The organism is Yersinia enterocolitica, from assembly GCA_002082245.2.
GTDB lineage: Bacteria > Pseudomonadota > Gammaproteobacteria > Enterobacterales > Enterobacteriaceae > Yersinia > Yersinia enterocolitica_E.
The window spans coordinates 3,992,634-4,006,664 of record NBTC02000002.1 but is presented as its reverse complement, the minus strand read 5'-3'; the positions used below and the strand labels follow the sequence as shown (position 1 = coordinate 4,006,664).

The window sequence follows — 14,031 nt, the reverse complement described above, 5'->3', positions numbered from 1 at the left end:
ACGCTGCAACGTCAAGAACGAAGGATTTATATGAAAATCTATCTGGTCGGCGGCGCGGTACGCGACAGCTTATTAAATCTGCCGGTCACCGAACAGGATTGGGTCGTGGTGGGATCCACCCCGGAACAGTTACTCACACAGGGCTATCAGCAGGTTGGTAAAGACTTCCCCGTGTTTCTGCACCCTGTCAGCCATGAAGAATACGCACTAGCTCGTACCGAGCGTAAATCCGGCGCAGGTTACACCGGTTTTACCTGCTATGCCGCGCCAGATGTCACGCTGGAAGAGGATTTGTTGCGTCGCGATTTGACCATCAATGCCATTGCCCGTAGCGCCGAGGGGGAATTGATTGACCCCTACCACGGCCAACAAGATTTGGAAAACAGAGTACTGCGTCATGTCTCCGACGCCTTTGGCGAAGATCCACTACGTGTGCTGCGGGTTGCCCGTTTCGCTGCCCGTTTTGCCCATTTAGGTTTTAGCGTCGCCGCTGAGACTCAATCATTGATGGCAGCAATGGCACAAAGTGGCGAGCTATCGGCTCTGACGCCAGAGCGAGTATGGAAAGAGACCGAGAAAGCGCTGAAAACACAAAGCCCGCAGATCTATTTTCAAGTGTTACGTGATTGCGGTGCGCTGGCGGTGCTATTTCCAGAAATTGAACGTTTATTTGGCGTACCAGCTCCCGAAAAGTGGCATCCAGAAATTGATACCGGTATCCATACGCTGATGACATTAGCCATTGCGGCTCAACTTAGCCCTGAGGTTGATGTCCGCTTTGCCGCTCTCTGCCATGATTTGGGTAAAGGTCTGACACCAAAAGAATTCTGGCCACACCATCACGGCCACGGCCCAGCTGGAGTTAAATTGGTTGAGCAGTTATGTCAGCGCTTACGGGTACCTAATCCGATACGTGACTTGGCGAAACTGGTGGCGGAATACCATGACCTTATCCATACAGTGAATAAGCTTCGCCCCGAAACTCTACTCAAACTGTTTGATGCCATTGATGTGTGGCGCAAACCGGAACGTCTTGAGCAGATGATTATGACCAGTGAGGCTGATGCCCGAGGCCGTACCGGATTTGAAGAAAATCCTTATCCGCAGGGCGATTATTTGCGCGCCGCATTCCATATTGCCAGCAGCGTATCAGTGCAGGAAGTAGTCGCCAGCGGGTTACAAGGATTGGCCATTCGCGACGAACTTAAACGTCGCCGCCAACAAGCATTAGTCCAATGGAAACAAACTCAAGTAATTGCGTCAGAATAAAGCCATTCATAACGAAAAAGCCCTGATTAATCAGGGCTTTTTTTATATTTCGCTGCACTTTTTATACCCTAAATAATTCGAGTTGCAGGAAGGCGGCAAGCGAGAGAACCCGATGAGCTTACATGAGTAAGTGATTCGGGTGATGAACGTAGCCAACGCACATGCAGCTTGAAGTATAACGGGTATGTTACATAAACACCCAATACACGGCTGCCGCGACCACAAAGCGATAGATGGCGAAAGGTACAAAAGAGATACGTTTAATCAGTGAAAGGAAGGTTTTGATAGCAATCAGAGCCACGATAAATGCCGTGATAAATCCGACGGCAAACATCGGTAAATCACCCAGCGTCAGGAAGTGCAGGCTCTTATAAAGATCCAGTCCACTGGCCCCGATCATCATCGGCACTGCGAGAATGAAGGAGAACTCAGACGCGGCATAACGGTTAACACCGACCAACATACCGCCGGAAATGGTGGCACCAGAACGGGAGAACCCCGGCCACAACGCCAGACACTGGAAGCAGCCAATCGCGAAAGCCTGACGGTAAGTAATATCATCCAAACCAACAGATTTAGGATTTTTAGGTTTGAACCATTCTGCGACTAGCAAAAGCACCCCACCCGCAACCAAGGCATACATGACATTTCTCGGATCAAACAGCGATTTGATGAGGTCATGGAATACCAACCCCAGCCCCACGGCGGGGATCATTGCCAGTAAAATATGGCCCAAAGTCAGGTGACCGCTGGTTTTCCCCTCATGAGGTACCGCGCCGAAATGGATACCAATCAGGCCAAATAACCGCCGCCAGAACACCACGACAACCGCCAGAATCGACCCTAACTGAATGATAACTTCAAAGGTTTTTGCCTTGTCGCCGGTAAAGCCCAATAGCTCACCGACGATAATCATATGCCCAGTGGATGACACGGGTAAAAACTCAGTCAATCCCTCTACCACACCTAAAACAACAGCCACAAACAGCGAATACATATCCGTCATCTACGATACCCAATGCCATGTAATAGAAAACACAAAAAACGGCAATGTTACAAAGCATAGGATTAACAAAACCATATGCTAAAAAAACAATGCCGTTCAAACTCGATAATTATCACACCAACCAATCAGACTACATTATCTATTCAGGGTTGCACTTTTATGTCATCACAACACACAAAAAATCAGTTAGGTCGTTGACCACGTTCAATGAGCACTCCGACATTACGGGCTTGTGCCACCGCCCCTGGTTTACTGACTTTAATCCGCACCCACGGCGATTGGAAACGGACTAATAGCAGCTCGGCTATCTCTTCTGCCACCCGCTCAACCAAGGCAAAACGCTGTGACTCTACATGTTGTATCACCGCATCACTGATATCTGCATAGCTCAAGCAATCATTCACATCATCGCTGGCAGCAGCTTTACGATTATCCCAACCCATTTCGATATCGAACACCAGCTTCTGCTGGATGGTCTGCTCCCAGTCATAAACACCGATGGTGGTTATGACACTAAGTTCTTCAATAAATACGATGTCCATCACGTCATTCTCTGTTTTTGCGCCTGCCGGATACCACTTCCAGCGGAATATGCGTATTATCCACTGATGTTGCGATTAAAACGATCATTATTCAACAGGGCGGTGTTATGAGTGCTATCGCGCTTGGCATGATTATCTTCGCGTATTTGTGTGGCTCTATTTCCAGTGCAATCCTGGTGTGTCGGGTTGCTAAGCTACCAGATCCGCGTGAACATGGCTCCGGTAATCCCGGTGCGACCAACGTGCTGCGTATCGGTGGTCGAGCAGCCGCAGCAACAGTGCTGATTTTCGATGTGCTGAAAGGCATGTTACCCGTTTGGATTGCTTACCTGCTGCACGTTTCCCCGCTGTATCTTGGCTTGACCGCTATCGCTGCTTGTCTTGGTCACATCTATCCGGTCTTTTTCCATTTTAAAGGTGGCAAGGGCGTTGCTACTGCTTTTGGCGCCATCGCCCCTATCGGCTGGGATCTAACCGGTCTGATGACCGGTACTTGGTTGTTGACGGTGTTATTGAGTGGGTATTCATCTTTAGGCGCAATTATCAGTGCGCTAATTGCGCCCTTCTACGTCTGGTGGTTTAAACCTCAATTCACCTTCCCAGTCGCCATGCTCTCTTGCCTGATTTTGATGCGCCACCACGATAACATTCAACGTTTATGGCGCGGCAAGGAAAGTAAAATCTGGGATAAACTCAGAAAGAAAAAGCAGAAAACCCCGGCCGAAGAAGCCGCAGAGTTGGAAGAGAAAGAAGATTGATTCTCCTCAAAACGAGAATGACTGAACGGGAGCGAGGCAAGGCGCAAGGAATGAAAAAACGGCGTGGACTCTCATCCATGAGCATTTTGAATGACTGCGGCAACAGCGCCGCAGCCTCGCTCAGACTTTCGGCACCAATCTTAGAATGGCTGAGCGGGAGCGAGGCAAGGCGCAAGGAATTGAGAGAGCGGAGCATACATCAGTATGTGAGCATCACGAGATGACGCGGCAACACCGCCACAGCCCCACTCAGACTTTCGGCAACTCGGCTAACGGCCAGCGCGGCCTAACCGAAACACTCAACTCACTGCTCACACCACTTTTCAGCCTGATCAACCCAGCATAGGCGATCATTGCACCATTATCAGTACAAAACTCTGGCCGAGCATAGAATACTTCACCGCCCCGTTTTTGCATCATCTCCGCCAATTTTGAACGTAAAGTGCGGTTTGCACTGACACCACCGGCAATGACCAAACGTTTGAAGCCGGTCTTATCCAGCGCTCGTTTGGATTTAATCGCCAACGTATCAACCACTGCATCTTCAAATGCACGGGCAATATCAGCACGGGTCTGATCATCGGTACCGTTAGCACGGATAGTATTTGCGGCGAACGTTTTCAAACCAGAAAAACTGAAATCCAGTCCAGGGCGATCGGTCATTGGCCGCGGGAAAGTAAAACGACCCGCCGTACCCTGTTGTGCCATACGCGACAGCATCGGCCCCCCAGGATAGTCCAGGCCTAATAATTTTGCAGTTTTATCAAAGGCTTCACCTGCCGCATCATCGACAGATTCCCCTAATAGCAGATACTCACCAATACCGGTCACGCTGATTAGCTGAGTGTGACCACCAGAGACCAGCAGAGCGACAAACGGGAACTCTGGTGCGTTCTCTTCCAACATCGGTGCCAGTAGGTGGCCTTCCATATGGTGGACCGGCACCGCCGGAACCCCCCACGCAAATGCCAATGCGCGGCCGACTGTCGCCCCGACCAGCAATGCGCCAACCAAACCCGGGCCTGCGGTATACGCCACACCATCGATGTCTTTAGCGCTCAGATTGGCTTCTTTCAATGCTGCCTGAATCAGCGGTACAGTCTTGCGCACATGATCACGGGAAGCCAGCTCAGGCACTACACCGCCATAATCAGCATGCAATTTAACCTGACTGTACAGTTGGTTAGCTAACAGACCGGCTTTATCGTCATATACTGCAATACCGGTTTCATCGCAGGACGTTTCTATACCCAAAACTCGCATTACATTTCCCATCATTCACGTGCGGCCGATAGTTTAGCATAACAGCGCCGCCAGTCATGATCTCTGACGGTAAAGACGGCATTTTCACGCTTTGAGCACCTAAATGTTGTTGATAGTGGTCATATTTGAAAAGAGTGTTGATTAATTCGATCAACAGCCTTGTTTAGTATATAATCAGCGGCCGTCGCACTCTCGGCACCAACTTTCTTGTAAAGAACGAGGGCGACATCACAGGGGCGTGCCTGTTTCAATTTGCTGTGGTGCTTTACAAAGCAGCATCCATTGAAGTAAAATTCCGCACCATTTTGAGAAGGCTGGCGATTGGCCAGCAGCAAACCGATTTCTATTGAGGTGAGAGGCACATGCCGGTAATTAAAGTACGTGAAAACGAGCCATTCGACGTAGCTCTTCGTCGTTTCAAACGCTCTTGTGAAAAAGCGGGTGTTTTAGCTGAAGTTCGTCGTCGTGAGTTCTATGAAAAACCGACTACCGAACGTAAACGCGCTAAAGCTTCTGCTGTAAAACGTCACGCGAAGAAATTGGCTCGCGAAAACGCACGCCGCACTCGTCTGTATTAATTCTTCGGGGGTAACCCCACCGCGTAGTTTTTTATGTTCTAAGAACGCGCAGATCGAGTAGTTGCATACGAAGGCCGTGCTTTCCGAAAGGAATGCGCGGCTTGTTCTCGTTTATGGACTGACCGAATAGGGGCTTATGGCTGGACGAATTCCACGCGTATTTATCAATGACTTGCTAGCGCGCACCGACATCGTTGATCTTATCGACGCACGGGTAAAGCTGAAGAAGCAAGGCAAAAATTACCATGCGTGCTGTCCGTTCCATCATGAGAAAACACCCTCATTCACTGTTAACGGCGAAAAACAGTTTTATCACTGTTTCGGCTGTGGCGCACATGGTAACGCTGTTGATTTCCTGATGAATTACGACAGACTCGAATTTGTCGAAAGTATTGAGGAATTAGCCACCATGCATGGGCTGGAAGTGCCTTACGAGGCAGGAACCGGCACCACCCAGATCGAACGTCATCAACGACAAAGTCTCTATCAACTGATGGAAAGCCTTAGCGGATTCTATCAACAGTCACTCAACGGCTCGAATGCCAATCAGGCACGCGAATATCTTAAGCATCGCGGTTTGAGTGAAGAAATCATCCAACATTTTGCTATTGGTTTTGCCCCCCCAGGTTGGGACAATGCCTTAAAACGTTTTGGCCGTGATGGTGAGAGCCGTACTGCGCTGAACGATGCAGGAATGCTGGTGACTAATGATACAGGGCGGACTTACGATCGTTTTCGTGAGCGCGTCATGTTCCCTATCCGCGATAAACGTGGGCGGGTTATCGCTTTTGGCGGGCGAATTCTGGGTGACGGAGTGCCAAAGTATCTAAACTCCCCAGAAACAGAAATTTTTCATAAGGGCCGCCAGCTTTACGGCTTGTATGAAGCGCAAGTGAATCATCCCAATCCAACGCGTTTACTCGTGGTGGAAGGTTATATGGATGTGGTAGCACTCGCGCAATTTGGTATTGACTATGCCGTTGCCTCGTTGGGGACCGCGACCACTGCGGAGCATATTCAATTATTATTCCGTGCCACCGATAACGTAATTTGTTGTTACGACGGTGATCGGGCGGGCAGAGATGCGGCATGGCGAGCATTAGAAACGGCGCTGCCCTATCTAAATGATGGCCGTCAGCTACGCTTTATGTTTTTGCCCGATGGCGAAGACCCAGACACTCTGGTACGTAAAGAAGGGAAAGACGCATTTGAACAGCGGATGGAAGGGGCACAGCCACTCTCAACCTTTTTGTTTGAAACGTTGATGCCACAGGTGGATTTGAGCAGCCCCGACGGGCGCGCCAAGTTAAGCACTCTGGCACTACCTTTAATCAGTCAGGTACCCGGTGAGACATTACGTCTTTATCTGCGCCAGCAGCTCGGTAATAAGTTGGGCCTGCTCGATGATAGCCAGCTCGATAAGCTGATGCCAAAACAGGCTGAAAACACGAATACCTACCAACCGCCCCAGCTAAAACGCACAACCATGCGTATACTTATAGGGCTACTGGTACAAAACCCACAACTGGCTACACTTATTCCCTCACTACAGGGCGTCGAGCAAGCCAAGTTAGCCGGTTTACCGTTATTTATTGAGTTGGTTGAGACTTGTCTGGCTCAGCCAGGGCTGACAACCGGGCAGTTATTGGAACTGTATCGGGATAATAAATTCAGCCAACAGCTTGAAACTCTCGCAACATGGAACCACATGATTGTTGAGGACATGGTCGAACCGACTTTTGTCGACACGCTAACGAGCCTGTATGACTCCATCTTGGAGCAACGTCAGGAAACCCTGATAGCGCGTGACCGGACACATGGATTAAACGCCGAAGAACGTAAAGAGCTTTGGTCTTTGAATCTGGCATTAGCCAGAAAAAAATGAAACACCCAACGGCTTAATTGCCGATAAATGTGGGGGCGACTCCCTACAATATGCCGCCATAGCGGGCAGCGGCGACAAAAAAAGGCCCCAAATGCTATTGTTGGCGGTTTCGCCGACCGACACCAACCCAAATACTCTGAAGTGTGGATACCGTCTTATGGAGCAAAACCCGCAGTCACAGCTGAAGCTACTTGTCACCCGTGGTAAGGAGCAAGGCTATCTGACCTATGCTGAGGTCAATGACCATCTGCCGGAAGATATCGTCGATTCCGATCAGATCGAAGACATCATCCAGATGATTAATGACATGGGCATCCAAGTGCTGGAAGAAGCACCTGATGCCGATGATTTGATGCTGGCCGAGAACACCACTGATACCGACGATGACGCGGCAGAAGCTGCTGCGCAGGTGTTATCCAGTGTTGAATCCGAAATCGGGCGTACTACCGACCCGGTGCGTATGTACATGCGCGAAATGGGTACCGTTGAGCTATTAACACGTGAAGGCGAGATTGATATCGCCAAACGTATTGAAGACGGTATCAATCAGGTTCAGTGTTCAGTTGCTGAATACCCTGAAGCGATTACTTATCTGTTAGAACAATATGATCGCGTTGAAGCGGGTGAAGCCCGTTTATCTGACCTGATCAACGGCTTTGTTGATCCAAACGCCGAAGAAGATATTGCGCCGACGGCGACTCACGTTGGTTCTGAATTATCCACCGCAGAGATGGATGACGACGACGAAGATGAAGACGAAGACGAAGAAGAAGACGACAACAGCATCGATCCAGAGCTGGCACGCCAGAAATTCAGCGATTTGCGCGAGCAGTACGAAAACGCACGCATGGAAATCAAGAAAAATGGTCGTAGCCACGCCAATGCTGCTGCTGAAATTCTGAAGTTGTCTGAAGTGTTCAAACAGTTCCGCCTGGTACCGAAGCAATTCGACTATCTGGTCAACAACATGCGTACCATGATGGATCGCGTTCGTACTCAAGAACGTATCATCATGAAACTGTGTGTTGAGCAGTGCAAAATGCCGAAGAAAAACTTCGTTACTCTGTTTGCCAGCAATGAAACCAGTGATACCTGGTTTGCCGCAGCAATTGCGATGGGTAAACCCTGGTCTGAAAAACTGAAAGATGTCTCGGACGATGTTCAACGTAGCTTGCAGAAACTGCGCCAGATCGAAGAAGAAACCGGTCTGACAATTGAGCAAGTGAAAGACATCAACCGCCGTATGTCTATTGGTGAAGCGAAAGCGCGTCGTGCCAAGAAAGAAATGGTTGAGGCTAACCTGCGTTTGGTTATCTCTATTGCGAAAAAATACACCAACCGTGGTCTGCAATTCCTTGATTTAATTCAGGAAGGCAATATCGGTCTGATGAAAGCAGTAGATAAATTCGAATACCGCCGTGGTTATAAGTTCTCAACTTACGCCACGTGGTGGATTCGTCAGGCCATTACCCGCTCTATCGCGGATCAGGCGCGTACCATCCGTATTCCGGTACATATGATTGAGACCATTAACAAACTCAACCGTATCTCACGCCAGATGCTGCAAGAGATGGGCCGTGAGCCAACACCGGAAGAACTGGCTGAACGCATGCTGATGCCGGAAGACAAGATCCGTAAAGTGCTGAAGATTGCCAAAGAGCCAATCTCAATGGAAACCCCGATCGGTGATGATGAAGATTCACATCTGGGCGATTTCATTGAAGATACCACTCTGGAACTGCCGCTGGACTCTGCAACATCAGAGAGCCTGCGCTCTGCCACCCACGATGTGTTAGCTGGCCTGACCGCTCGTGAAGCGAAAGTTCTGCGTATGCGTTTCGGTATCGATATGAACACTGACCACACCCTGGAAGAAGTGGGCAAACAGTTCGACGTAACCCGTGAACGTATTCGTCAGATTGAAGCCAAGGCATTGCGTAAATTGCGTCATCCAAGCCGCTCTGAAGTATTGCGCAGCTTCCTGGACGATTAATCGTTAGCGACAGCAGCAAACACACAAAAACCCCGGCGTGCCGGGGTTTTTCTTTTTGGTCCCAAACCACCGATTCTCAAGCCTGCATCCGCACGTAATTACCTGCTATGTGCGTAAAAAACCTTAATTTTGTGCATAAAACAGCCATCTGATTTATCAGCTCTAGACCGCAGTATAAAAACTACCGTATAATCAGCGCCCAAGTCTGGCCCCTTAGCTCAGTTGGTTAGAGCACGCGACTCATAATCGCTTGGTCACTGGTTCAAGTCCAGTAGGGGCCACCAAATTTTAGCTGTTAAATCAGTACATTAAGCCAACTTTCGAGTTGGCTTTTTTGTATCTGGTAACCTGTGTCGCAGCATTTTCTAGGGTGGGTTGCCATTCATGTACTAAAAATTTTATATCTTAGGCTTTGTTAGATTCACGCCATTCAGTAACCATTTCCTTGGTAACTTCTTTTTTATAGCAAATGGGGGAATAACCACCTGCCCGACTCCACGCGCTACGTTTTCCACAACTACTTCCATTGCTGGCAGAGTTAAAAGGACATGGGCAGTTGCCAGGGTACGACTCTATAGACTCGTTGATAATCATCTGTTTTACATGGTCATCAGATGAATTAGTCACTTTGGCGGAAGTAGGGAAAGAGAATAAAACAAACGCTAATGCCAGAATTGATATTGAATATTTCTTAGGGAAAAACATTATTTTGTACTTCCTTGTGAAAAGGAGAGTATTTGACTATCAGTAGAAATCCTTATTGATTTAGATTAATAAATCATCAATTTGATTATAAAATCCTTGGTTACACAAACATTAAAGTGACGCCGCGCTATATTTGCTCAACTCAATGAAGCATAACTGCACAATCTTGAATAGAGACTGTTGAATGGAATCTCACGGATACAATTACACTTTATCTGATTTTATCTGTCTCAGTGGCTAGCCAATTTAAACGAAAATTGTTCAATGCGGATTGGCTGGATATTCTAGTAGAAGAAGAGAAAAGCACCTTGAAATGGCGATAATGTCATCGATTCAGGTTATAGCAATTTACTCATCCCCCAAGCCTCTCGCTTTACCTAATTATCTTAAGATATATAGGTCATTGCTATTTTCTTGCCGAATATTCAATAGACAGTCCCTTCGTTGATGAAATGTTTTAGTCGGCTAAAATTCAACGCTACTTAACGACCTACAATAATTCTCGTACTATAAAATAGCCATCTAACTCTCCGCTGAGATCTGAAAATGTCTGTGCTTACTCACTTTGATATGCTTTTTCAATACAAGGCCTGGGCTGATAAAGAGATCCTCTCCGCTATCGCCAATGTTGATACCGCGGCTTATAAAGATAAACGTCATCTTATGATTCGCCTGATGAATCATATTTATGTAGTTGATCAAATATTTATCGCCAATATTCAGGGAGTTCCCCACCGTTATACTGCGCTGAATACGGTTGAAACACCGCCTCTAGAGGTGCTGAATAACGCCTTTGCTATCAGTGATAATCGCTATCTCGAGTATCTTCACTCTCTGGTTGAACAACAATTGGATGAAATGATTAACTTCAAATTTGTCGATGGGGGAAAAGGGGCAATGAGTAGAAAAGAGATGTTTTCCCATGTTGAGCATCATGGTGCTTATCACCGAGGCGCGGTGGGGTGGCTGCTGTCTGAATGTGAGGTGACACCACCAAAAGATGTGCTAACCCTTTTCTTACGCGACACTTATCAGGCAGAGCAATAATCAATCCCAGAGGCAATTAAATACGTTATCAGTTGATAACGTATTCAGTATAAGAATGCTATGAATTGACCAATTACGTTCTTAAAGCATCAATGGCGGCAGTTGGCATCGATATTACGGATTTGAGACTATTTTCAATACGTTCAACAATTGCCACCCGCGGGCCAGCAAGCCAGCCGTCACTGCTGTAAAAACGTGCCTCAGCATTCACTAATGCCTCTTGACTGTCAAAGGCACGCATCAGGTAATAAGCATCTGGGTCGTGCAGCGATTGACCATAAGCGACGACGTCCATCCCCTCCCTGGCGTGCAAGGGAATGCTGATCTCTTGCATAATTCGGTGGAATTCCACACCACTACCTGGCTTCAATGTGTATTGCAGTATTTCCAGTATCCGAGAATCCATTTTGCCTTTCCTGTCATTAATATCCATTGAGATTATGTTTCCCGCCGCAGATACCTTCCTTACCGCTTAATCACTTTTCCCCGATGGCATTCGCTGGCATCCAATACCTTACCTTTTTGTGAGGATACTGTCAGCTTACTGATGGGATGCCCACTCTGATTATCAACTAAAATAGAGTGCTTTTCGCCAACAGCAAACAAGTGATCTTCGCCCCATTGGCGCAAGCTGACCACAATAGGGAATAATTGGCGGCCTTTATCCGTCAACACATATTCATGGTAAGCACTGCCATCAGAGGCCGGGACTATCATCAGAATGCCGTGTTCAACCAACTCACGCAGGCGACCCGCCAAGATATTTTTTGCCAAGCCAAGGTTATTCCGAAATTCACCAAAACGGCGGATCCCATCAAAAGCATCACGAATTATCATGAGTGACCAGCGATCCCCCAAAACCTTAAGCGCTCTGGCAACCGGGCATTCTTCTGCCCCTATCTGGCCTTCACTCGTTTTAGTCATTCTTTTACTCCGATCATTTGCTGGATAAACTGGTTGCATATTAAAACCACCTCTGTTAAAAATCAATTAAGTGGTTTCAAATAAAAACCAGAAAGGCATCAGGTATTTTTATGTCCATCAGAAAAGAATCAGCAAAGAGTCGCACCCGGCGATTACCACAAACAGCTCTGGCACCACACCTCACATCAATAGTGGTGCCACTCTTGGCGATGGTATCCGCCATGGCGGTCGCCAATGTCTATTTTGCTCAGCCCCTACTCGATACAATGGCAACGGATCTTAACGTTAGTCCGTCGGCGATCGGTCTGGTGGTTACTCTGACGCAGGCAGGGTATGCCTTGGGGCTGATATTCATTGTGCCTTTGGGTGATCTGTGGGATCGCCGAAAATTAATTATCGGGCAGTTATTGTTATCTGCTGTGGCATTGATTTCGGTTAGCCTTGCCCCCACTTTTTCACTACTTTTGGTGGCGATGCTGATTATCGGCCTGATGGCTGTCGTGGTACAGGTGATTGTGGCTTTTGCTGCGGCACTGGCTCCAGAGCAACAAAGAGGCAAAATAGTGGGTAAAATCACCAGCGGTATCGTGTTGGGGATTCTACTCGCGCGCTTTATCTCAGGTACGATGGCCGACTTTGCCGGTTGGCGTTCCGTCTATTTTTGCTCCGCAGCAGTGATGCTATTGATGGTTATTATGCTTTATCGCATTATCCCACCCGTTGCCAAACCGGCTGTATCGTCATATCGGCAGCTACTGCTGTCGCTGTGGGGGTTATTTACCCGTGAGCGCGAGTTGCGTGTACGGTCTACTCTGGCCTTACTGATATTTATGGCTTTTAGTGTGCTGTGGACCGCAATGGTGTTACCACTCAGCAGCCCGCCATACGTATTATCGCCTAGTCAGGTAGGTTTATTTGGGCTGGCAGGTATCGCTGGCGCATTCGCCGCCGCTCATGCGGGGCAGTTGGCAGATCGAGGGTTGGGAGTGAAAACAACGCAAGTCGCCTTGGCGTTACTACTGCTCTCCTGGCTGCCGATCGCTTTTTTGCCTCATTCACTCTGGTGGCTGGTTATCGGTGTCGTGATATTAGATTTTGCCGTTCAGGCGGTGCATGTAACCAATCAGACCATCATATTGGCGCTACGTCCTGATGCCCAAAGCCGCCTGGTTGCTGGCTATATGTTGTTCTATTCCATCGGTAGCGCCATCGGAGCTATCAGTGCAACGATGGTATATGCGAATGCGGGATGGTCAGGTGTTTGTATTCTGGGGGGGATGATAAGTGCCACTGCAATGCTATTTGCACATCTGGCGTACAGGAAATATTCCACAGTATAATTAGTTGAATATCATTGATTTTATTTATACATCTATTGTTCGACCTATACTCATGATAGTTATCGATAACCTAGTTCAGACTATACAGGAGTCATCGTCATGCTGAATATAGATCGGAAATACCTTATGAGCCTTGATGAAAGTACCTTAAAAAAACAACGGATTATCATGCGGGTCATCGCAATCCTGCTATTACTGGGCGGGATCTTTTGCCTTATTAACCCACTGGCCTCCAGCGTTGTTCTCAGCAAAATTATTGGTGCCCTACTGCTACTCAGTGGGATTGCAATGATCGTGGGTATGGTAACCAACCGTTCCCATAATCTTTGGCCAATGGTGACCGGTATTTTACTCGGCATCGCATATATTGTGATGGGTTATGTATTTATTACCAATCCAGCAATAGGGATGATAAGTCTGGCAGTGGTGCTGGCGGTGCTGTTTGCCTTTGGTGGAGTGATGCGGTTGATAACCGGTTTTAGAACATGGGGAATGCCGGGGGCATGGCTACAAATCTTGCTCGGCGTCTTGGATCTGATTATTACCTATCTATTGGTGAGTGCTGGCCCACTGATGTCGATCACCATGGTTACGACTCTGGTCGGGATTGAGATGCTATTTAGTTCATTTAGCTGCTTTATGGTCGCTGGTTTATATAAACAGAATTAATAACACATTATTCGCAGCGGTATCCTGAATTGCGATACCGCTGTCCTGGAAA

15 protein-coding genes and 1 tRNA gene are annotated in these 14,031 nt (G+C 47.9%); 9 read left to right on the top strand and 7 right to left on the bottom strand.

The window, feature by feature from the left end; genetic code table 11:
• The first annotated feature begins 30 nt into the window (after nucleotides 1-30).
• Nucleotides 31-1,269: a multifunctional CCA addition/repair protein gene (locus tag A6J66_019815; protein ID PNM26214.1), complete on the top strand. Its 1,239-nt coding sequence runs from the start codon at nucleotides 31-33 to the stop codon at nucleotides 1,267-1,269.
• Between the two features lie 42 nt (nucleotides 1,270-1,311).
• Here A6J66_019815 and A6J66_019810 read toward each other — a convergent pair whose 3' ends face one another.
• The 3 genes from A6J66_019810 to folB all read right to left on the bottom strand — a co-directional run bounded on the left by A6J66_019810 (nucleotide 1,312) and on the right by folB (nucleotide 2,817).
• Nucleotides 1,312-1,494, bottom strand: a complete 183-nt coding sequence (locus tag A6J66_019810) for a hypothetical protein (GenBank protein ID PNM26213.1) — start codon at nucleotides 1,492-1,494, stop codon at nucleotides 1,312-1,314.
• Complete coding sequence (locus A6J66_019805; protein ID PNM26212.1) at nucleotides 1,457-2,275, bottom strand: undecaprenyl-diphosphate phosphatase; 819 nt, start codon at nucleotides 2,273-2,275, stop codon at nucleotides 1,457-1,459. Before A6J66_019805 ends, A6J66_019810 begins: the two co-directional genes overlap by 38 nt.
• Nucleotides 2,276-2,457: 182 nt before the next feature.
• Complete coding sequence (gene folB, locus A6J66_019800) at nucleotides 2,458-2,817, bottom strand: bifunctional dihydroneopterin aldolase/7,8-dihydroneopterin epimerase (GenBank protein PNM26211.1); 360 nt, start codon at nucleotides 2,815-2,817, stop codon at nucleotides 2,458-2,460.
• Between the two features lie 107 nt (nucleotides 2,818-2,924).
• Between folB and A6J66_019795 the strand changes: the two genes are divergently transcribed.
• Nucleotides 2,925-3,575, top strand: coding sequence for a glycerol-3-phosphate 1-O-acyltransferase PlsY (locus tag A6J66_019795; protein PNM26210.1), 651 nt, complete (start codon nucleotides 2,925-2,927; stop codon nucleotides 3,573-3,575).
• Nucleotides 3,576-3,824: 249 nt separating this feature from the next.
• Here A6J66_019795 and tsaD read toward each other — a convergent pair whose 3' ends face one another.
• Nucleotides 3,825-4,838, bottom strand: coding sequence for a tRNA (adenosine(37)-N6)-threonylcarbamoyltransferase complex transferase subunit TsaD (gene tsaD / locus A6J66_019790; protein PNM26209.1), 1,014 nt, complete (start codon nucleotides 4,836-4,838; stop codon nucleotides 3,825-3,827).
• A gap of 362 nt (nucleotides 4,839-5,200) precedes the next feature.
• On the opposite strand from tsaD, the gene A6J66_019785 reads away from it, so the two are divergent.
• From A6J66_019785 to A6J66_019770, 4 genes are all read left to right on the top strand, one after another.
• Nucleotides 5,201-5,416 (top strand): 30S ribosomal protein S21, encoded by a 216-nt coding sequence (locus A6J66_019785; protein ID PNM26208.1) that lies wholly within the window; start codon nucleotides 5,201-5,203, stop codon nucleotides 5,414-5,416.
• 136 nt (nucleotides 5,417-5,552) lie between these two features.
• On the top strand, nucleotides 5,553-7,301 hold the full coding sequence (locus A6J66_019780) for a DNA primase (protein ID PNM26207.1): 1,749 nt from the start codon (nucleotides 5,553-5,555) through the stop codon (nucleotides 7,299-7,301).
• Nucleotides 7,302-7,458: 157 nt separating this feature from the next.
• The gene (locus A6J66_019775) at nucleotides 7,459-9,294 is read left to right on the top strand and encodes an RNA polymerase sigma factor RpoD (GenBank protein ID PNM26206.1); all 1,836 of its coding nucleotides are present in this window, start codon (nucleotides 7,459-7,461) and stop codon (nucleotides 9,292-9,294) included.
• Between the two features lie 207 nt (nucleotides 9,295-9,501).
• Nucleotides 9,502-9,578, top strand: a tRNA-Met gene (locus A6J66_019770).
• Nucleotides 9,579-9,699: 121 nt separating this feature from the next.
• On the opposite strand, the gene A6J66_019765 is transcribed toward A6J66_019770, so the two are convergent.
• The gene (locus tag A6J66_019765; GenBank protein PNM26205.1) at nucleotides 9,700-9,999 is read right to left on the bottom strand and encodes a hypothetical protein; all 300 of its coding nucleotides are present in this window, start codon (nucleotides 9,997-9,999) and stop codon (nucleotides 9,700-9,702) included.
• 546 nt (nucleotides 10,000-10,545) lie between these two features.
• Here A6J66_019765 and A6J66_019760 point away from each other — a divergent pair.
• Nucleotides 10,546-11,046, top strand: a complete 501-nt coding sequence (locus A6J66_019760; GenBank protein PNM26204.1) for a diguanylate cyclase — start codon at nucleotides 10,546-10,548, stop codon at nucleotides 11,044-11,046.
• A gap of 73 nt (nucleotides 11,047-11,119) precedes the next feature.
• Here A6J66_019760 and A6J66_019755 read toward each other — a convergent pair whose 3' ends face one another.
• Both A6J66_019755 and A6J66_019750 read right to left on the bottom strand, forming a co-directional pair.
• On the bottom strand, nucleotides 11,120-11,452 hold the full coding sequence (locus A6J66_019755; GenBank protein PNM26203.1) for an NIPSNAP family protein: 333 nt from the start codon (nucleotides 11,450-11,452) through the stop codon (nucleotides 11,120-11,122).
• Between the two features lie 59 nt (nucleotides 11,453-11,511).
• The gene (locus A6J66_019750; GenBank protein PNM26202.1) at nucleotides 11,512-11,970 is read right to left on the bottom strand and encodes a transcriptional regulator; all 459 of its coding nucleotides are present in this window, start codon (nucleotides 11,968-11,970) and stop codon (nucleotides 11,512-11,514) included.
• Between the two features lie 110 nt (nucleotides 11,971-12,080).
• Between A6J66_019750 and A6J66_019745 the strand changes: the two genes are divergently transcribed.
• Together A6J66_019745 and A6J66_019740 are read left to right on the top strand one after the other, a co-directional pair.
• Nucleotides 12,081-13,310 (top strand): MFS transporter, encoded by a 1,230-nt coding sequence (locus tag A6J66_019745; protein ID PNM26201.1) that lies wholly within the window; start codon nucleotides 12,081-12,083, stop codon nucleotides 13,308-13,310.
• A gap of 99 nt (nucleotides 13,311-13,409) precedes the next feature.
• Nucleotides 13,410-13,979: an HdeD family acid-resistance protein gene (locus A6J66_019740; protein PNM26200.1), complete on the top strand. Its 570-nt coding sequence runs from the start codon at nucleotides 13,410-13,412 to the stop codon at nucleotides 13,977-13,979.
• The last annotated feature ends 52 nt before the right edge of the window (nucleotides 13,980-14,031 follow it).